Below are 19,394 nucleotides of genomic sequence, written 5' to 3'. Positions count from 1 at the left end.
AGGGCGCCCGTCTGTGGTAATCGGCGCCGCGCAGCAGGCGGGAACCGTTATCCGTGGTCGTGGGACCCGAGGCGGTGATGGAGCCGTGCGTCGTGCGTGCTGAAGTGACCGGTGAACCAGAGGTCCAGCCGGTTTGAAAGCAGCTTCGATGCGCCTTCGGGGTTTGCCTCGTAGCCGTCCATGATGTCGCGTATTTCCTCCAGAAGCTCCTCATGCGCCTGCTTGTGCTGGTCGAACTGGTCGTAGCGGTGCGCGCGCATGAACCGCTCCTCGAGCGCGAAATGCGCTGAGATGCCGCGGAAGATCTCCCCGAGGAAGGCGGTCACATCGGGCTTTCCGTTGTCTGTCAGCAGGCTTTCGTGAAGTTCGTTGATGAGGTCGATCAGTTCCCGGTGCTCGTGGTCGACCGCCTTGATGCCGACGCTGTAGCTGTCCTTCCATGTGATCAGGGCCATGCGATATTCCTTCCAGTCAGTGAAAGACAAACCCGCCGGCGCTGGCGCGAAAATCGATGACGCGGTGATCGGCGGGATCGATGTGGATGGTCTGTGTGCCGCGCCAGCTGAACTCCTCGCCGGGACGGTCCCGCATTCGCACGGCGATCCCATAGTCGCCTGCTGGCAGCACGAAACGCTGATGGACGCGGGACGGCCCGTCCCGGCCGATACCGGAGGGAGGCACGTCGGCCGCGAACGCCGGCGCGCCATCTATGTCGAGCTCGACCCTGATCGGCGGCCGTTCGCGCGGACAGATCTCCGGCCGACGCATGTTCGGCGGCAGTTTCTCAAGTTCCTCCGGCGTCGCTGGGCGGCAATTCGCGCTGCGGTCGGCGCCGTGGCCGAATGACAAGGTCAGCACGCCGACGCCTTCGGGGAGGCTGCGGTGGGGCGGCCAGTCCGACAGGGCGGCTGCGCCCATGAAGATCAAGGTCAGAACCGCGAAGCGCGCAAGCATCCACGGGAGCGCGCTCATGACTGATCCTCCGCGTTTTCGCCAGACGCCTCCTGCCGGGCGGCCGTCCGCGAAGGCTTCGTCATTCCCCTCAGGCTTTCGGCGAATGCCGCCTTCCCGGCGTCGTAGCGCGCGGTCTCGAATGGCGACGCCCAGAGGGTGAGAAGCCGCTCCTGAGGCACGCGCTTGCGCAGATAGGGATCGCGCTTGCCGGCGAAGCGCTGCTTCGTCCAGTCGATGCCGAGCCGGTTGTAGGCGGTGCTTTCGCCGCAGCCCGCAACCACGACGCCGTCGGCAAGGTCCTTGCTCAGGATATAGTCGATCAGCGATGGCGGGATCATCGCGACGCAGGGGAAGGTGACGACACCGACCATATCGGCGCCGCCGGCGCCGTGCGCGCAGGCGAGCACCATCGCGCGGCCTTCGCCGCGAAGCTCGGTCGAGGCGGCGGCGACGCTCTCGCGCACCGCGCGCAGGGGCTGCCCCGGGAGGTCTATCCCGGTCTTCAGGTCCTGTTGGCGCCGGAACGGCGTCGAGGACGGGCATGAGCCCATGCAGATGCCGCAGGAAACGCACAGGTCGGGAGAAACCTCGGCCTGATACGGGAACGGTTCGTCGTCGGTGCGCGGCACCAGCCTGATCGCCTCGTAGGGACAATCCTCCACGCAGCGGTTGCAACCATTGCAGTTGGGCAGATCCACTTCAGCGGCGGGCGCCCGGCGCAAGGGCGGCAGCCAGGGCATGGCAGCCAGCATTGTCGAGACGCCGAACAGCAGCGCCCACAGGCCCCATCCACCCCATGCCTCGGCAAGCGGATAAAGCGGTAAAAAGAACCAGTCGAGGCCAACCTCGGCGGGAACTTTCGTCAGATCCGCCGGTCCCTGGCTCACCGCCGGCTTCCAGAGCGCCACCGCCAGCAGCGCGGCAAGCATAAGGACGGCGAGCAGCCGTGGCGGGTTCACCTTCGGCCGCGAGATGCGCTGGATGTGAATCCACATACCGAGCAGCAGGATCAGCGGCACGGCGATGTGCAGGAACACGAGCAGAGTGAAAAACCGGCTGCTCAGATGTTCCGGCGTCAGGAAGTTGCGCGCCAGCGGCTCGCCGAAGATCGGCATCACGTCGAGCAGCGCCGCCGAGACCAGCGCGACGTATTGCGCCAGCTTGTCCCATACCAGCCAGTAGCCGGTGATGCCGGAAATGTAGAGGAACCAGATCAGCGGGATACCGGTGAACCAGGAGAACCAGCGGGTGCCCCGATAGCGGTCGAGAGAGAATTCCCGCAGCAGATGGACGGCCACGGTGACCACCATGAGATCGGAGGCGTAGCGGTGGAAGCTGCGCATCACGCCGGCATGATACCAGTGCGGATCGCTGATCCATTCGACGGACGAATAGGCGTTGACGATGCCGGTGTCGAAAAAGATGAAGAGATAGATGCCGCTGACCGCCACGATCCAGAACAGGAAGAAGGAGAGCGCGCCGATCTGCGCCAGCGGGTTGAGCGCCGGCGTGAACAGCCTCTCGGCCCCGCGCTCCAGAATATCGAAGATGCGGCGCAGGCCGGCCTTGGCATGGCGCAGTGGCGGCCAGTCCTGGGCCGGGTTTCCGGGCTTGCTGGCAGTCACGATCAGGCCCTGCTCAGGCGGGACGGCGGCTGCCGCGCCACATGCGCACGATCATCCACCCCATCAGCGCGAGCGACAGACCCCCGACACCGATCTCGAAGAAGATCGTGTAATCGACCTTGTAGCGGCCGGTCTTGGGGTCGTAGACGGTGCACAGGAAGCGCAGCCTGTCGGCGAATGCGGCCGGCGTGAACGAGGTCGTCGTGACGCCGAACACCAGTTCCTTGAGCGGCTCGACGAGCACCTGCAGCGGATACTGGTCGCCGTAGATCTGGCGGTAGACGCGGCCATCGGCATCGAGGATCGTCGTCTGCGCCACATGCTCGAAGCCGCCGGCGGCCCCGGCATAGGTGAAGCCTACCTCCCCCAGCAGCGCCTTGAGCACGGCCGGGGAGGCGCTCGCCACATGCCAGAGCGGATCGCCGGCGATGTCATGGTCGAGGGCGAACGCCGCCATCCGGCGCGGCGTGTCGTTGCGGGCGTCGAAGCCCAGGGTCAGGACTTCGAACGAGGCCGCGCCCAGCGCCCTGCGCGCCTGCGCGACGGAGGACTTTAGCGTCTCCGTCCCGACCGGGCATACGGTGCTGCAGCTCGTGTAGACCAGGCTGACGATCAGCGGCCGCCCCCTCAGTTCGAACAGGCTCAGCGGCGCGCCGTCCGAGCGGACGAGGCGGTGATCGCCCGTCGCGCTTCCGATCGCGGCCTCGCTCCTTTCCAGCGCCTCCTCCGCGTCGATGCGGGCCGCTGCGGCCGGCGACCCGCCCCAGAGGCAGGCGAGAAGAAGCCCGGCCGCGGCGAGAGAGCGCATCTTCATCGCCGTCATCCGATGAGCGCCGTCAGGAAGATGCCGGCGACGAGCAGCAGGAGTTGAACCAGCGAGGCGAGGAAGTTCGCCATCGCCGCGCGGCGCGACGGCGCGCGGTAGAGGCTCCAGCTCTTCCACAGGAACCAGCCACCGCCGGCCCCGGCGAAGAGGCCGTAGATCCAGCCCATGCCGAACCACAACGGCGTCAGCGATAGGGCGACCAGCGTTGCCGTATAGATCAGGATCGTCAGCGTCCATTCACGCTCGGAAGCGATGACCGGCAGCATCGGTATGCCGGCGGCCGAATAGTCGTCCGCCTTGGCCGCGGCGAGGCTCCAGAAATGCGGCGGCGTCCACAGGAACAGGACGACGGCGAGGATGCTGGAGGCCCATTGCGGCTGGGGATCGACGGCGGCCGCGCCGGCGAGCACGGCGAAGGAGCCCGCCAGCCCGCCGACCACGATGTTGGACGAGGTGCGAGGCTTCAGCCAGACGGTGTAGATGAGGCCGTAGGTGACCGCGCCGAGGAAGACGTAGAGGGCCGAGACCGTGCCGGCCGCCGCCCAGGCGAGCCCGACGGAGGCGGCGAGAAGCGCCGCGAACGTCACCGGCCATATCGGCCCCTCCTTGAGCTGCCCGCTGGCGAAGGGACGCGACGCCGTACGCGCCATCCGCCGGTCGCAGACGCGCTCATGATAGTGGTTGAACGCACCCGCCGCGCCCGATGCGCCGAGGACGGCGAGCCCCAGAGCGGCGATCGCGCCGGCCGTGGGCGTATCGCCGCGCGTGATGGCGAGGCCCGCCAGTGCGCTTGCCGCGATAGCAACGCCGATCCTGAGCTTCAGGAGCGTGATGACGATCTTTGCCGCATCGAGCATGACTGTGCCTCCCGATCGTTCAGCGCAGCAGCCAGATTTCTGACAGGTACTTCCAGTTGACGAAGTAGTAGAGGACGAAGGACACGAAGAAGATCGTGACCAGGATGATCGTCCCCGGCAGCTTGATCGTCGCGTGGCTGCCATACTCGGCGACGACGGCCGCCTTCTTGTGCAGCGGGAACGTCAGCGGCGCGTCGCCCCGATCGAGGCGCTTGCCCCACAGCACGGTGCCGACCGCGATGAGGACGAAGAGGATGCCGCCGATCGAGGCGACGACCGCCGACAACCCGTTGAGGCCCATCATCAGGAACCCGCCAGAAGGCAGCTCGAAGGGATGGATGGCGTCGGTGAGAGAGATGTCCCAGTGGCGGCGCGGAACCCCCAGCGTGCCGGCGCCCATCATGAACAGCGAGATGCCGGCCGCCCCCAGCCCGAACAGGTAGGGCTGCCAGCGCGCCAGCTTCGGCCAGATGATGTCGCGCTGGAAGACCAGCGGCAGCACGTAGTAGGTCATCGCCATGAAGGCGAGCGTGGTGCCGGCCACCACCGTGCCGTGGAAGTGTCCCGGCACGTAGATGGTGTTGTGCATCAGGAGGTTGAGCTGCTCGGTGCCGAGCACGACGCCGGAGATGCCGCCGATGAAGCCGAACATGACCAGCGACAGGAACATGCCCGCGAAGGCCGGATTGCCCCACGGAGCCTTGCGCAGCCACTCGAACGCGCCCTTGGTGTAGCCGTTGCGGCGCTGCGCCGCCTCCAGCGCACCGGGAACCGTAAGTCCGTGGATCAGCGACCCGAGCACGGCCAGGTACAGCATGTAGCTGGTGTTGACGATCTTCCACGTGGCGCTCATACCCGGATCGGCGAGCAGATGGTGCGCCGAGGCGAGTTGCAGGAACAGGATGTAGAGCAGGAAGGCGGTGCGGCTGACCTTCTCCGACAGCGGCTTGGCGCCGATGGTGAGCGCGCCGATCGCATACCAGACCGACACATGCGCGGCCACGTTGATCTGCTGCGAGGAATGGCCCATCCCCCACCAGATGACCTTGTACATCAGCGGGTCGATCTCTGCGATCAGCCCCAGCGACCACAGGAAGGTCGGGATCAGGATGATGGCGCCAGAGGCCAGCGTGAAGACGGCGATGATGGCCGCCGTCAGCGCGCCGAAGGTGACCAGCGGTATCGAGCCCTCATAGGTGCGCTCGGCGTGCGCGACGACCAGCGTGCCGAAGAAGACGAAGACGCCGATGAGCGCCCCGACCGCGAAGACGATCAGGCCGAGATAGAAGTGCGGCGCGGCCTGCATCGGCGGATAGGAGGTGAACATCACGCTCGAATCGCCCTGGAATACCGCCACGTTCGTCATGATCGCTCCCAGCACCATCAGCACGAAGGCGGCCCAGCCGAAACGCGGCGCGGCGAGCCTGGAGCCGAGCAGGACGGCGGAGGCGAAGTAGAGGAGCGCGATCTCGAAGAAAATGATCCAGAACAGAAGCACATTGGCACCGTGCCCCGTGAGGATGAGGTAGAACCACTCCGACGGCAGCAACTGTATCGCCGGCCAACGGGTGAGCGCGACCAGCAGGCCCATCAGGCCGCCGATCGCGAGGAAGACGATCGCCGCCACCGCATTGGCCTTGATGAGGCGCTGCGCGGCGATGTCGACCTTCAGGCCCGTGAAGCGGCAGGTGCGGAAGGCCGCCGCGGATGCCGGCGCGCCGGCGTAGGATGCGTCTATGGCTGTCATGGTCCCCTCCGCCTATTCGACGACGCGGATGCGGCCGGTCATCAGGTGATGTCCGATGCCGCAATATTCGTTGCAGGCGATGCCGAACTCGCCAGCCTCGGTCGGCGTCAGCGTGATGATCTGCTCGTAGCCGGGATGAACGGAGATGTTGATGTTGACCGGCTGCAGCGAGAAGCCGTGCTGCCAGTCCAGCGTCGAAAGATGGATGCGATAGCTCTGCCCCTTCTTGAGCTCGAGGATCGGCCACCATTCCCAGAGCCGCGCAAGCAGGTAGACGTCCTCGCCGGCAGGCGGGCGCACCACCGGCACGCCCACGTCTTCGCCGACCTGGAACTGCTCGGCGAAGGCGAGAACCTTTTCCTCATAAGCCTCCGGCTTGATGCGGTAGGTCTCCGTCGACAGGTTCTGTCCGCCGATGAAATGCCAGGCAATCATGAAGAAGAACATGAACAGCCCCCAGAGGAAGGCGACGACGATCCAGCCGATCTCGACACGCTCGATCGGCTCCTTCCACCAGAGTCTGTTTTCGGGAGGCGAGATGGCCATGTCCGTATCCTCCGGCGGCGATCAGGGAGCGATCGGGATGGACGCGACTTCCATCACGCCCCACACGATGTACAGCACGGTCGGAATGGTGATCCCGATGAAAAGCAGCAGGAACGGATTGTCGAGAAGCTGCTGCATCGCCGGTATTTTCTCCGGCTTCGCCTCCGCTTCCGGGCGATCGCTCATCGTGTCCTCCTGAAGAAACCGATCTGCGTTCTGACGTAACAGAGGCGCTCGCGCGGAACACTTGACCGAAGTCAAGCAGTCCGCCGCGCAGCGGAATCGTTCCGTTGCTTGCGTTTGCGCAAAGTTCCGCGCCGGCGGATGTGGTCGGTTGAAATGGGGAGAACGGAACGATGAACGAGCGATACATCGATCCGCATGACCGCAAGGCGATCCGTACCGCGCCGATGTTTTCAGCGCTGCCGCCGGAGGCGCTCGATGCCCTGCTGGCGCAGTCGGACCTGCAACTGCGGCCGCGGCGCACGACCCTGTTCGAGCAGGACGAGCCGGCGACGGCGTTTTATCTCGTGCTGGACGGCTGGGTGAAACTCTTTCGCATGACGGTGGGAGGCGACGAGGTGGTCGTCGGCGTGTTCGCGCGCGGCGATTGCATTGCCGAAGTGCCCTGCCTGACCGGCGGCGCCTATCCGGTGAGCGGCGAGACGGTAACCGACGCGCGCCTGCTGGCGGTGCCGACGCACGGCATCGTGGAAGTGACGCGATCCAACCCGCAGATCGGCCTGGCAATGCTGGCATCCACGTCACTGCACCTCAAGGGCCTGGTCGACCAGATAGAGGAGTTGAAGGCTCACACCGGCCCGCAGCGGCTCGCCAATTTCCTGATCGGGCTGGCGCCGGTGGCGGAGGGGCCCTGCACCATCGCCCTCCCCTACGAGAAGCTCCTCATCGCAGGCCGGCTCGGCATGAAGCCGGAGAGCCTGTCGCGCTCGTTCCAGCGGTTGCGGGCGGTCGGCGTGCGCATCGAGCAGGGCACCGTCGTGGTGAACGACATGAGCCGGTTGGCCGAGTTTGCCGGACGCGAGCGTCTGATGGCTGTCAGGTGCCCACTGCTTCGCACGGGCTGTCGTCCCGGCTGACTCCGGAGGCGCCGTCTTGCGCAAAGGCGATAGCGGACATTGCCTTTCAGTCGACCGCGGCCACTGCATGCCATCCCGGTCTGGCGCGGGCATAGCCGTCGACCATCTTCCCCGGCAGGTCGAGGCAGGAAAGTATGAAGCGGGCGCTGTCCAGTTCTTCCTGTCCGTCGAGAAGAGCGCGGTAGGTCTTCGACACCTCGATCATGTCGCAACTCTGAGGCGACAGGCGCAGACGGCGGATTCCGTGCCCGGCCAACTCGTCGGGTGACGGACAGAATGCATGCACCTGACTGGAAAGCGTCTGCACGCCGTTGATGGCGAGGAAGGCCTGACCGTCGAGCGTGTCGACGGCCAGCCCGTCCGCGTCCCTCTCGCAGGTGAACTGGCAGGAATCCTTGTGCAGACCGTGGAGCCGGGCGTGATAGCATCGTCCCGAAATGGCCAGCGGCAGCCGGCCAAAGGCGAACATTTCGAACTCGACGCCGGGGCAGGCCCCGGCCATGCCGCCGACGGCGGCGAGCGACAGTTCCACCGGCGGGCAGATGGCGCGCGCGCCCTGCCCCGCCAGGAACCGCGCGGCCGCCTCGTTGTAGACATTGAGGAACGGCCCGGCCACGAAAGGCCTGCCGGAGCGGGCCGGAAGCGCGGTGAAGTCGTTGACTTCCACGAGCCTCCCGTCGCCGCACAGCTCCGCTATGCTGCGGCGCTCGCGCACCGTGGCGGGCGCGGCGAGCGTGGCGAGGACGACCTCCTTGCCGGCGCGCTCCAGACGCTCGATGATTTCGGGCCAGCACGGGTCGGAGAACGGCATGCGCTTGCCGCATACGACCTCGCCGACATGGACCCGTTGGACCGGAGCCTCGTCGGCGATACGGCGGTAGAAATCGGCGAGCCGTTCGGCCGGCCAGTGGAAGAAGACCGGCCCGAGCGTCAGCGCGATCGCGGACATGGACTCACCTCCATGTCTTCTTGTAGGCGCCGGTGGTCTGCCTGCCGCCCTCGGACTGGCCGGCGAGGATGCGATCGATTTCCACCGCGTCGCTTCCCATTTCGACCGCGTCGAGCGCCCTGCGGAAGGCGCGCACCACCTCGCCGACATAGGCCTTGCCGCGCTGGCGCCCCTCGATCTTGAGCGCGGTGACGCCGGCGGCCTTCAGTCCGGCGATCAGCGAACCGGCGTTGAGGCTGACGGGATCTTCGAACAGGTAGCCGGTCTTGTCGCCGGCCCTGAATCGCCCCTTGCAGAGCGTGGGATAGCCGGTCGGCTCGCCCTGCGCGTAGCGGTCGATCGTGAAGCCGGAAAGCCTCGCCGCCACGCCGTGGCGATCCTCGTCGTAGCTCACCGCCTCGGGCGGCGAGCAGACGCCGTTGAGGTTGGGCGACCTTCCAGTGGCATAGGAGGAGAGATGGCAGCGCCCTTCGATCATGACACAGAGGCCGCCGAACACGAACGCCTCCGTTTCGACGTCGACGTTCCTGTTCAGCGCTGCGATTTCCTGCACGGAGAGCACACGCGGCAGCACGACGCGCCGCACGCCGAAGGTCTTCGCGTAGAACCCGATCGCCTCGGGCGTCGCAGCGGCAGCTTGCACCGACAGATGGAGGTTAACTTCCGGATGGTTGCTGGCGACATGGTCGAGTACGGCGACGTCGCTGGCGATGATGGCGTCAGCGCCGCACGCCGCCGCCGCGTCGACCGCCCCCAGCCAGAGGTCGACCTCCCCGACGCGCGCGAAGGTGTTGATGGCGACCAGCACCCTGGCGCCGTGAGCGTGGGCGAAGCGGACGCCTTCGGCCATTTCGGCGACTGAAAAGTTGAGGCCGGGGAAGTTCCTTGCATTTGTCCCGTCGCGGAAGCCGCAATAGACGGCGCCGGCGCCCGCCTGAACGGCCGCCCGCAGCGCCACCGGCGTGCCGGCGGGGCAGACGAGTTCCATAGGCGATCCGCCGGTCACGACTCTCGCCTCGCAGGCGCCGAGGCCGCGAAACGGCGCGCCGTGTCGAGCCCGCCGAGTATGCCGGCATCAAGCAGCCGCGCCAGTGTCCCGCGGACTCCGACGAGATCGGACGGACGCAACTCGGCGTCCTCGATGGCGTTGCGCAGCGCCAGCACAGCCTCGGTGCGGCCGCTGATCGAGATGACCCGGTTGAAGAACAGCGCGTCGCCGTCGAACGTGCCATCCAGCAGCGCCAGCAGGGTGAGCAGCGGACCGCGGATGACGACGCCGCAGGTGGACGCCTCGCTCTTGCGGGCGGCCTGCACAATCGCCTGTTCCCCGTCGGGGACGACCGTGAAGGCGAAGGCGAGATCGACGGGATCGATGAAGTAACGTTCGCGGCGGTGCTCGCCCAGCCGTTCGAACAGAGCCGGCCGGCGCCTTGCCAGGGCGCGCAGCGAGAGCGTCAGCATCGGGCCGAGCGGCAGTCCCGCGAATGCAGGGAGCAGGCGGTTGACGAAATCCGGCAACCTGGCCTCCACAAAGCCCGCCGTCATTTCGCGCCCGCCCGGCCGGCCGCGAGCAGTGGCAACCGTGCTGTGCCAAGTCCGATGGTTTTGCCGATCATCCGTACCGACACCGCCTCCCTGCATCGTCATATTTTTAACGCACCCCGAAACGCGCCTCTTTGCGATTTCGCAAAGAACTCTCCGCAGCGCCGTGCCATCGATTTTGCGTTCCGGGCCGTTTTATGCACCAGCGTCGTCTGCCACTCTTTCCCGATCTCGGCTCGTTTCTCTCCCACCTCAAGAAGGAGGGAATGATCCATGAGATCGGCGCCCCGGTGTCGATGCGGCTGGAGATCACCGAGCTCCATCGGCGGGTCATTGCCGCACGGGGACCCGTGCTGCGCCTGTCGAGACCGCTCGATGACCGGGGCGGGGCGGCGCGCTTTCCTGTCGTTGCCAATCTTTTCGGCACGGCGGAGCGCGTCGCCCGTGGTCTCGGCACCGACATGGACGGGCTGAAGTCGCTCGGCGAACTGCTCGCGTGGATGCGGTCGCCTCGCCCGCCGCAGACCTTGCGCGAGGCGCGGTCGCTGCTACCGGCCGCGCGCGGCGCGCTGCTGGCGCGGCCGGGAATCGCGGGGCGGCCGCGCAGATGGGGCGAGGCCGACCCGGACTTCTCCATCCTTCCCGTGCAGCGCTGCTGGCCGGGCGATGCCGGACCGCTGATCACCTGGCCGGTGGTGGTCACCCGCCCGCCGGGCGAGGATGACCCCGCCGGCTACAATCTCGGCGTCTATCGTATGCAGGTGATCGGCCGCGACCAGGCGATCGTGCGCTGGCTGCCGATGCGCGGCGGCGCGGCGCATCATCGCCAGTGGCAGGCGCGAAACGAGGAAATGCCCGTCGCGGTCGTCGTCGGGGCCGACCCGGCCACGCTGCTCGCGGCGGTGATGCCTGCGCCCGAAAGCGTCACGGAACTGGCGCTGGCGGGAATGATCGGCGGCAGGCGCGCAGCGCTCGCGCCCTGCGCGAGCATTCCCCTTCACGTGCCGGCCAGCGCGGAGATCGTGCTCGAGGGCACGGTGTCGCCGCACGAGACCGCCATCGAAGGCCCGTTCGGGGACCATACCGGCTACTATAACGCGCCCGCGCCGTACCCGGTCTTCACGCTGAAGCGCATCTTCATCCGCGAGGATGCGCACTATCTGACGACCTTCACCGCCCGTGCGCCGGACGAGCCCTCGGTTCTGGGAGAGGTTCTGACGACGCTGTTCAGCCCCCTGCTGCGCCAGCAACTGCCCGAGGTCGTCGACATATGGCTGCCGCCGGAAGCGTGCTCCTATCGTATCGCCGTGATCGCAATCGCCAAACGCTATGCCGGGCAGGCAAGGCGGGTGATGATGGGTTTCTGGTCGCTGCTGCCGCAATTCTCGATGACCAAGCTCGTGGTCGTGGTCGACGCCGACATCGACATTCGCTCCTGGCCTGACGTGGCATGGGCGCTCGCTACGCGCATGGACCCCTCCCGCGACCTGATGCTCCTCGAGCGCACCCCGGTCGACCAACTCGACTTCGCTTCGCCGCTGCCCGGGTTGGGCGGCAAGGTCGGCTTCGACGCCACCCGTAAGATCGGGAGCGAGACCGACCGGGAGTGGGGCGCCGAGCTGAAGATGACGGACGAGATCAAGCGGCAAGTTTCGCGCCGCTGGCATGAGTTCTTTCCAACGGCGGGTGCGGAGCGGGGATGAAGCGATGAGCCGTCTGATCGTAGGCGTGACGGGGGCTTCGGGCTCCGCGCTGGCTCTGGAGGTTCTGCGTCAGCTTTCCGACGCGGCCGTCGAGACCCACCTCGTCGTCTCACGCGGGGCTCACGCCAGCATCCGCCACGAACTGGGCGAGACCGGTCTCTCTCTTCTTGAGGCAGCGGCTGCGCGCGTCCACGCGCCGGACAATCTTGCCGCGCCGATCGCCAGCGGCTCATTTTCCGCCGGTGGCATGATCGTGGTTCCCTGCTCCATGCGTTCGCTGGCGGCGATCGCGCATGGGCTGGGCGACAATCTGCTCACCCGCGCCGCCGACGTCACGCTGAAGGAGAAACGCCGGCTGGTGGTCGCGCCACGCGAGGCGCCGCTGCACGAGGGCCATCTCGACGCCATGCTCAGGCTGGCGCGGATGGGCGCGGTGATCGCGCCGCCGGTGCCGCCCTTCTACACGCGCCCCGCGACAATCGAGGCGATGATCGGCGAGATCGCGGCACGGTTGGTCAACTGGGCCGGCATCGATCCTGGCGAACACATGACGCGTTGGGGAGAGACGCCGCCGCCTCTCCGCTAAACAGGTCGCGAGATTTGCAGTTGGCTATCGCAGCGATGTCCTGAACCGCCACAGCGACAGGGAGAAGAAGGCCGTGCCGATCACGGCCAGCGCAAGGATCTGCGGCCATATGGTATCGATCCCGGCGCCCCGGAAAAGAACCGCACGGGCGAGCGCCACGAAATGGGTGTCGGGCGCGGCCGTCATGAACGTCCTGATGAAGCCGGGCATGTTTTCGACAGGCGTCGTTCCGCCCGCCAGCACCTGCAGGGGGAAGAGGACGAGCATCAGGAGCAGGCCGAACTGCGGCATGGAGCCTGCGATCGTGGCCAGCAGGATGCCGAGCGAGGTGGTGGCGAAGAGCTGGAGAAGGAGACCCAGCATCAGCAGCCAGAGCGAACCCGCCACCGGTATCGCCAGCCAGATTTGCACCACGACGGTGATGGCGAAGATCGCGGCGGCGAAAACGACCAGCGCCGTCGGCCAGATCTTGCCGATCACGATCTCGGCCGGCGTTACCGGCATGACGAGCAGATGCTCGATCGTGCCGCGTTCGCGCTCGCGGATGAGGAAAGCGCCGGCCAGGATGACCGAAAGCAGCGAGACGTTGTTGATCACCTCCATCATCGCCCCGTACCAGCCGGGATCAAGCCCCGGATTGAACCGGGCGCGCAGGACGAGATTGATCGGTGTGGCCTCGGCCGTCCGGTAGCGCTGTGTGAACTCGCCAACCTCGCCCGACACGATCGCCTGAACGTAGCCGGCGCCGGTGAAGGCCTGGGTCATGCGCGTCGCGTCGACGTTGAGCTGCATGGCCGGCGCGCTTCCGGCCAGAAGGTCGCGCTGGAAATTCGCCGGGATGACGAGCGCGAAGGTATCGATGCCGGCGTCCATGCGCCGGTCCATCTCGGACAGCGAGATGGTCTGCGGTGGGTTGAAATGAGGTCGATAGAAGGCTGACGCGATGCGGGCCGACAGGGGCGAGACGTCCTCGTCGACGATGGAGATCGGCGCCTTGTTGAGCGTTTCGGGCATGGCCGTCGCAGCCGCGTAGATCTGCACGGAGAAGGCTGCCACGATCAGCGCCAGCAAGGCCGGGCTGCGTATGAGACCCCACAGCTCCTTGATGCCCAGCCGCCAGATATTGGAAATATGCATGGTCAGCTGGCCTGCTTCTTCAGGAAGAACACGCTGAGGCCGAGAAAGACGGGTCCGGCGATCAGCAGAGGCAGGAAGGATGCCTGCAATTCCTCGAAACCGAGCGCCTTGGAGAAGGTGCCGCGCGCGATCGTGATGAAATGGGTCGCGGGATTGACGGCGCCGATCACTGCGGCCGACCCCTCCATCGAGGCGACCGGATCGAGCATTCCGGAATATTGCACTGCAAGCAGCATGGTGACGAGGGTCGTCAGAAAGATCGCCGCGATCTGGCTGTTCATGAAGCTGGATATGAGCAGCCCAAGCCCGGTCGCCGCGATCGCGTAGAGCAGACCGCCGGTTGCGAAGGCGATCAGACTGCCGGTGAACGGCACGCCCTGCACGAGGATCGCAAACACCGTCAGCGTGACGAAATTCGCCATGGAAAGCGCCACATACGGCAGCTGCTTGCCGAGCAGGAATTCGAGCCGCGAGACCGGCGTGACGTAGAGATTGACGATCGAGCCGAGGTCCTTTTCCCGCACGATCGAGAGCGTCGCGAGCATGGTCGGGATGAAAAGCAACACCATGGCGATGACCGCCGGCACCATGGCGACAAGACTTTCGAGCGTCGGATTGTAACGGAAGCGTGTCTCGATCTGGAAATCACCGGCCAGCGCCTGCCCGCCAATCGTCTCGCGCGCCCGCTGCATCAGCCAGTGCGCATGCAGCCCCTCGACATAGCCCCTTGCCGTTTCGGCGCGCGACGGCATGGCGCCGTCGATCCAGGCGCCGATTTCCACGTTCCGTCCGGCCGCCGCCTCGCGCGCGAAACCGGGCGGTATCTCGATGGCGAGACTCAGCTCGCCGCTTCGCATCCGTCGATCCAGTTCCGTTGCACTGAGGATCGGCGGCTGCTCGGAGAAGAAGCGCGATCCGGAGATATCGAGCGTGTAGTCGCGGCTGAACGTGGTCTGGTCGTGGTCGAGCACCGCGTAGGGCAGGTCCTCGACATCCATGTTTATGCCATAGCCGATGACGAACAGCAGGAGGAGGCTGCCGATGAAGGCGAAAGAGGCGCGGATCGGATCGCGGCGCAGCTCCAGAGCCTCGCGTCTTGTGTAGCTTGCGATGCGGCGGGGATCGAGAAAACGCCTGCGCCGCCCGACTTGATGGTGCGAGGCGATGGCCTGCATCATGCCGGGAGCGGGCAGTCCTGCTTGCGGCCCCGGGGCCTGCGTGCCCTCCTCGTCCGCGATCGCTTCCTCCAGATAGCTGACAAAGGCCTCTTCCAGATCGGCGCTGCCGCGCTTCTCGACGATCGCAGCCGGCGTATCGCTGACGAGCACCTTGCCGGCGTGCATCAGCGAGATGCGGTCGCAGCGCTCAGCCTCATTCATGAAATGCGTGGATATGAAGATGGTGACGCCGTCCTTGCGCGACAGATCGGCGAAGCTCTGCCACAGCGCATCGCGTGCGATCGGATCGACGCCGGAAGTCGGCTCGTCGAGGATCAGCATTTCCGGCGCATGGATCATCGCCACAGCGAGCGACAGGCGCTGGGTGACGCCGAGCGGCAGCGAATCCGGCAGCGTGTCCATGACGCCGGCGAGACCGAAACGCTGCGCCATCTCATCGATGCGCGCCGGGATTTTGTCGGCCGGCAGATGAAAAAGGCGGGCATGCAGGTCGAGGTTCTGCCGCACGGTGAGTTCTGAATAGAGCGAGAAGGACTGCGACATGTAGCCGACACGCCGCCGCGTGCCGATGTCGTGCGGATTCACCTCGTGTCCGAACAGGCGCGCCACGCCTTCGCTCGCAGGCAGAAGCCCGGCCAGCATCTTCATGGTCGTGGTCTTGCCGCAGCCGTTGGAGCCGAGGAAGCCGAAGATCTCGCCGCGCGGGATGCGGAAGCTCACATTGTCCACGGCGGTGAAATCGCCGAAACGTATGGTCAGACCCTCCGCCTCGATCGCTGCATCGCCGTCGCCATCAGGGGGACGCGGCAAGATCTCGACGGCGCGATATTGCCGGCGCTTCTCCTCGGGCATCAAAGCAATGAAGGCCTCGTCGAGGGACGCCGCTCCGGTCTGTTCAAGAAGCTCGCTAGGCGTGCCCGTGGCAAGCACGCGGCCTGCATCCATCGCGACCAGCCAGTCGAAGCCCGCCGCCTCTTCCATGTAGGCGGTGGCGACGATGACGCCCATTTCCGGCCGGTTCTTGCGGATCGCATTGATCAGATCCCAGAACTGGCGTCGCGCTAGCGGATCGACGCCGGTGGTCGGCTCATCGAGAATCAGGAGGTCCGGATCGTGGATCAGCGCGCAGCAGAGGCCGAGCTTCTGCTTCATGCCGCCAGACAGTTTTCCGGCGGGCCGGTCGGGAAAGGGATCGAGACCGGTTGCGACGAGCAGTTCGTGAATGCGCCGCTCGCGCTCGTCGCGGGCATGGCCGAAAAGGCGGCCGAAGAAGTCCACATTCTCGAACACCGAAAGCGTCGGATAGAGGTTCTTGCCGAGACCTTGCGGCATGTAGGCGATGCGCGGGCCGACCTTGCTGCGTTGACGCTGATCGCGCATGTCGGCGCCCAGCGCCTCGACCTCGCCATGCTGCAGCTTGCGCGCGCCGGCGATGATGGAAAGCAGCGTCGACTTCCCCACTCCGTCAGGTCCGATGAGACCGAGCATGCGGCCCGCCGGAAAGTCGAGCGTGACGTCATCGAGCGCGCGGGTCTTCCTGAAAACATGGCTGACGTTGCGGACGCGCGCGGCGAACGGCCTGGAATCGTTTAGGACCTCTCCCTTCATTCCAGCAGTCCGGTCCGCAGGCTCTCCGGCCACTCCGTCGTCGGATCGATCCTGACATAGGCGACGCCCGGCAGGCCCGGTTTCACATATTCGGAGTGCCGTTGCAGGAGATCGATCGGCACCCTCACGCGAATGCGAAACATCAGGCCCTGCCGCTCGTCGGTCGTTTCCACCGTACGCGGGGTGAACTGCGCGACGTCGGAGATGAACGACACTTCCGCCGGGACCACGACGCCCGGCGCGGTATCCAGCACGATGCGCGCTTCGGCGCCCATCGCGACGCGGCCGGCCTCCATGGTCGGCAGGAAGAAGGTCATGTAGACGTCGTTGAGATCTATCAGGTTGAGGACCCGGCCGCCGCCGGCAACGACCTCGCCCGGCTGCGCCACGAGATACTGCACCCGTCCGTCGCGTGGCGAGCGGAGCGCGCTGTCGTCGATATCCGCCTGGATGCGCTCGATGGTGGCCTCGGCCGCCTCGATGATGGCCTCCGCGTCGATGATCTGCGCCCGGGCTGTCGCGATCCCGGCGGTGACCGCAGCGACTTGCGCCCGCGCGGCATCAAGCGCGGCGCGTGCCCCGTCGACACGGGAACGGTCGTCGTCCAGCACCTGCTGCGAGATGGCGTTGTTGCGGGCGAGCTGCTCCGAGCGTCCGAGCCTGCGCTCCGCCGCGTCGAGCTCGGTCTGCCGCTGGGCGGCGACGGCAAGTGCCGCGGAATGCTCGGCCTCGGCCTGCGCCACGCCGCTTTCGGCGACATCCCTGCCGATGCGGCCCCGCTGCAACTGCGCACGCGCCTCGCGCAGTTGCGCTTCGAGCTGCTGCGTATCCATCCGGGCGAGGACCTGTCCGAGCGACACCATCTCGCCCTCATGCACGATGATGTCCCTTACCCGCCCGCCCGTGCGCGCAGATATGTCGATCGACACGGCCTCGATGCGGCCATTGCCGGAGGCGATCCCCTCGGGCACGGCGGGTTTGGCCAGTCGCTGCGTCAGATACCAGCCGAGAACGGCAACCGCGACAACGGCCAGTATCCAGAACCACCGGCTGCCGAACAGTGCTTTCAGCCGGTCAGACATGGCCGACACTTCGCGGCAACCGGCAACGATGACGGTCGTGGAACAAACTGCAATCCTTCCGTCCTGATCGAATCTTCAAGGCGTCGACGCTACGCGAACCAGCATCGTATCCGACTCGCCAAAGCGCACGTCAGACATTCGGGCCGCATACTGTCGAGGATGTGTCGAGCCAGCCTTGATCTTGCTCAATAATGCCGGACGGGTCGAGTGCCTTCGGACAGACAAGGCTGGGCCGGCGGCCAGGCTGCATCTGCCGCGATCGGCGCGGCGATTGTCAGGGCTATCGAATCAAACGCTTTTATCGGCGATGCCGCCTGATCTGATCGGAAACTTTTTCGCCGATCATGATGCACACGGCGTTCGGGTTGCCAGAGATCAGTGTCGGCATGATCGACGCATCCGCGACCCGCAGCCCGTCCACCCCACGCACCCGCAGTTCGGGATCGACGACCGCCATCTCGTCCGATCCCATCCGGCACGTGCCGGATGGATGCAGCGCCGCATGTGCATCCCTCTGGCAGAAAGCGCGGAATTCGGCGCGCGATATGGTTTTGCCGAAGGGGACGTGGCGTCTTTCGATATAGCGGCTGATCGGCGCCTGTTCCATGATCTCCATGGCGAGCATGCCTCCGTCTGTCACCGTTTCCAGATCGTAGGGGTCACTGAAATAGCGCGGGACGATACGGGGAAAGGCGGCGGGATCGTTGCTCGCCAGCCGTACTTCGCCACGCGAGCGCGGACGGATCTGGCCGAGATTCAGCGTGCAGCCATTGCCGCCCGGCACGGCTTCGATTCCTTCTTCGATGCCCGCGCCGACCACGAAGATATACTGCATGTCGGGCGTCACCTCGCCCCTGTTGCCCCACCAGAAGGCGCCCCCCTCGATAAGGTTGGAGGAGGCGGGGCCGCCCCTGAAGAGCGCATAGTTGAGACCGGCCGCCGCCTTCCAGTGCAGCTTCTTGTACTTGTCGTAGCTGTGCGGACCGTTCAGCTGATAGATCAGCGAAATTTCTATGTGATCCTGCAGGTTCCGCCCGACGCCGCGAAGGTCCGCCACGGCCTTGATACCATGCCCGGCCAGTTCGTCGGCGGCACCGATGCCGGACAGCATCAGCAGCTTGGGCGAATTGATCGCGCCCGCCGAAAGGATCACTTCGCGGGTGGCGCGCAGCATATGGCTCCTGCCTCCGCTCACATATTCGACGCCGACCGCCCTGCCCTTCTCGATCACGATCCGCGTCGCGCGCGCGCCCGTCGCGACGCGGAGGTTCCGCCGCTTGCGCGCGGGCTTTATGTAGGCGACGGCAGCGCTGCTGCGCCGGTTGTCGCGGGCAGTGATCTGGTAAAGGCCGCACCCCGCCTGATTGCCGGAATTGAAGTCCGGATTGTATGGCAGGCCCGCCTGCTGGCATGCCTTCAGCCAGGCCCTCGTCAGCGGGTGGATGTGGTCGATGTCCGAGACGCCAAGCGGCCCGTCGACCGCATGAGCCTCGTTGCAGAAGCGATTGTTGTCCTCTGCCTTACGGAAATAGGGCAGCACGTCGTCATAGCCCCAACCCGCCGCTCCGAGTTCTTCCCAGCTCGCATAGTCCTGCGGATTGCCGCGGATGTAGATCATCGCATTCACGGAGCTGCCGCCGCCAAGCACGCTTGCCTGCACCATGGTCGGCGTCTCGTTCCGCTCCTGCTCGGAAGTCGGCTCCCACGGCATGCGCTTCAGCAGCGGCCCCTGCGCCGTCTTGTAATAGGCTCCCGGAATATGGATGTAGGGATTGCGATCACGCGGCCCCTCCTCGAGCAGCACGACCGATACGTCGGCATCCTCGGACAGGCGCGAGGCGATGACGCAACCGGTCGAGCCGCCGCCGACGACGATGTAATCCGCAGTATCCATCTTGCCGATCTCCATGCGCGGAAAGCCGGCGCGGCAAAGCGCGGGCGCAGCCGGAAGGCC

18 protein-coding genes are annotated in these 19,394 nt (G+C 66.1%); 3 read left to right on the top strand and 15 right to left on the bottom strand.

What is annotated here, in order from left to right:
* Positions 1-47 precede the first annotated feature (47 nt).
* Genes M9955_15315 through M9955_15280 form a run of 8 tightly spaced genes read right to left on the bottom strand, consistent with a single transcriptional unit; the run spans position 48 to position 6,741 of the window.
* A complete protein-coding gene (locus tag M9955_15315) occupies positions 48-455 on the bottom strand; it encodes a bacteriohemerythrin (protein MCO5083011.1) in 408 nt (135 codons plus the stop codon).
* Positions 456-471: 16 nt separating this feature from the next.
* On the bottom strand, positions 472-972 hold the full coding sequence (locus M9955_15310; protein MCO5083010.1) for a hypothetical protein: 501 nt from the start codon (positions 970-972) through the stop codon (positions 472-474).
* Positions 969-2,579: a cytochrome b N-terminal domain-containing protein gene (locus M9955_15305; protein ID MCO5083009.1), complete on the bottom strand. Its 1,611-nt coding sequence runs from the start codon at positions 2,577-2,579 to the stop codon at positions 969-971. The genes M9955_15310 and M9955_15305 overlap by 4 nt, the downstream gene beginning before the upstream one ends.
* Before the next feature lie 13 nt (positions 2,580-2,592).
* The gene (locus M9955_15300; GenBank protein ID MCO5083008.1) at positions 2,593-3,393 is read right to left on the bottom strand and encodes an SCO family protein; all 801 of its coding nucleotides are present in this window, start codon (positions 3,391-3,393) and stop codon (positions 2,593-2,595) included.
* A gap of 5 nt (positions 3,394-3,398) precedes the next feature.
* A complete protein-coding gene (gene cyoE / locus M9955_15295) occupies positions 3,399-4,262 on the bottom strand; it encodes a heme o synthase (protein MCO5083007.1) in 864 nt (287 codons plus the stop codon).
* Between the two features lie 19 nt (positions 4,263-4,281).
* A complete protein-coding gene (locus tag M9955_15290; protein MCO5083006.1) occupies positions 4,282-6,009 on the bottom strand; it encodes a cbb3-type cytochrome c oxidase subunit I in 1,728 nt (575 codons plus the stop codon).
* 12 nt (positions 6,010-6,021) lie between these two features.
* The gene (locus M9955_15285; protein MCO5083005.1) at positions 6,022-6,555 is read right to left on the bottom strand and encodes a hypothetical protein; all 534 of its coding nucleotides are present in this window, start codon (positions 6,553-6,555) and stop codon (positions 6,022-6,024) included.
* Between the two features lie 21 nt (positions 6,556-6,576).
* Entirely contained in the window at positions 6,577-6,741 is a 165-nt protein-coding gene (locus M9955_15280; GenBank protein MCO5083004.1) for a hypothetical protein, read from the bottom strand.
* Positions 6,742-6,911: 170 nt separating this feature from the next.
* Here M9955_15280 and M9955_15275 point away from each other — a divergent pair, with 170 nt between their 5' ends.
* Positions 6,912-7,655: a cyclic nucleotide-binding domain-containing protein gene (locus tag M9955_15275; GenBank protein ID MCO5083003.1), complete on the top strand. Its 744-nt coding sequence runs from the start codon at positions 6,912-6,914 to the stop codon at positions 7,653-7,655.
* A 46-nt stretch (positions 7,656-7,701) separates the two neighbouring features.
* On the opposite strand, the gene M9955_15270 is transcribed toward M9955_15275, so the two are convergent.
* From M9955_15270 to M9955_15260, 3 genes are read right to left on the bottom strand one after another with little or no spacing between them, the layout of a single operon-like run.
* Entirely contained in the window at positions 7,702-8,604 is a 903-nt protein-coding gene (locus M9955_15270; GenBank protein MCO5083002.1) for a U32 family peptidase, read from the bottom strand.
* A 4-nt stretch (positions 8,605-8,608) separates the two neighbouring features.
* The gene (locus M9955_15265; protein MCO5083001.1) at positions 8,609-9,592 is read right to left on the bottom strand and encodes a U32 family peptidase; all 984 of its coding nucleotides are present in this window, start codon (positions 9,590-9,592) and stop codon (positions 8,609-8,611) included.
* Between the two features lie 14 nt (positions 9,593-9,606).
* A complete protein-coding gene (locus tag M9955_15260) occupies positions 9,607-10,149 on the bottom strand; it encodes an SCP2 sterol-binding domain-containing protein (protein MCO5083000.1) in 543 nt (180 codons plus the stop codon).
* 194 nt (positions 10,150-10,343) lie between these two features.
* Between M9955_15260 and M9955_15255 the strand changes: the two genes are divergently transcribed.
* Together M9955_15255 and M9955_15250 are read left to right on the top strand one after the other, a co-directional pair.
* On the top strand, positions 10,344-11,849 hold the full coding sequence (locus M9955_15255) for a UbiD family decarboxylase (protein ID MCO5082999.1): 1,506 nt from the start codon (positions 10,344-10,346) through the stop codon (positions 11,847-11,849).
* Positions 11,850-11,853: 4 nt separating this feature from the next.
* A complete protein-coding gene (locus tag M9955_15250; GenBank protein MCO5082998.1) occupies positions 11,854-12,435 on the top strand; it encodes a UbiX family flavin prenyltransferase in 582 nt (193 codons plus the stop codon).
* Between the two features lie 24 nt (positions 12,436-12,459).
* On the opposite strand, the gene M9955_15245 is transcribed toward M9955_15250, so the two are convergent.
* From M9955_15245 to M9955_15230, 4 genes are all read right to left on the bottom strand, one after another.
* Positions 12,460-13,572: an ABC transporter permease gene (locus M9955_15245; GenBank protein ID MCO5082997.1), complete on the bottom strand. Its 1,113-nt coding sequence runs from the start codon at positions 13,570-13,572 to the stop codon at positions 12,460-12,462.
* Positions 13,573-13,574: 2 nt separating this feature from the next.
* Entirely contained in the window at positions 13,575-16,358 is a 2,784-nt protein-coding gene (gene rbbA / locus M9955_15240; protein ID MCO5082996.1) for a ribosome-associated ATPase/putative transporter RbbA, read from the bottom strand.
* Positions 16,355-17,440 (bottom strand): HlyD family efflux transporter periplasmic adaptor subunit, encoded by a 1,086-nt coding sequence (locus tag M9955_15235; GenBank protein ID MCO5082995.1) that lies wholly within the window; start codon positions 17,438-17,440, stop codon positions 16,355-16,357. Before M9955_15235 ends, rbbA begins: the two co-directional genes overlap by 4 nt.
* Positions 17,441-17,738: 298 nt before the next feature.
* Entirely contained in the window at positions 17,739-19,334 is a 1,596-nt protein-coding gene (locus M9955_15230; protein MCO5082994.1) for a GMC family oxidoreductase N-terminal domain-containing protein, read from the bottom strand.
* Positions 19,335-19,394: the final 60 nt, after the last annotated feature.

The organism is Rhizobiaceae bacterium, from assembly GCA_023953845.1.
Classification (GTDB): domain Bacteria; phylum Pseudomonadota; class Alphaproteobacteria; order Rhizobiales; family Rhizobiaceae; genus Arvimicrobium.
This window is presented reverse-complemented; position numbering and strand designations above follow the sequence as displayed.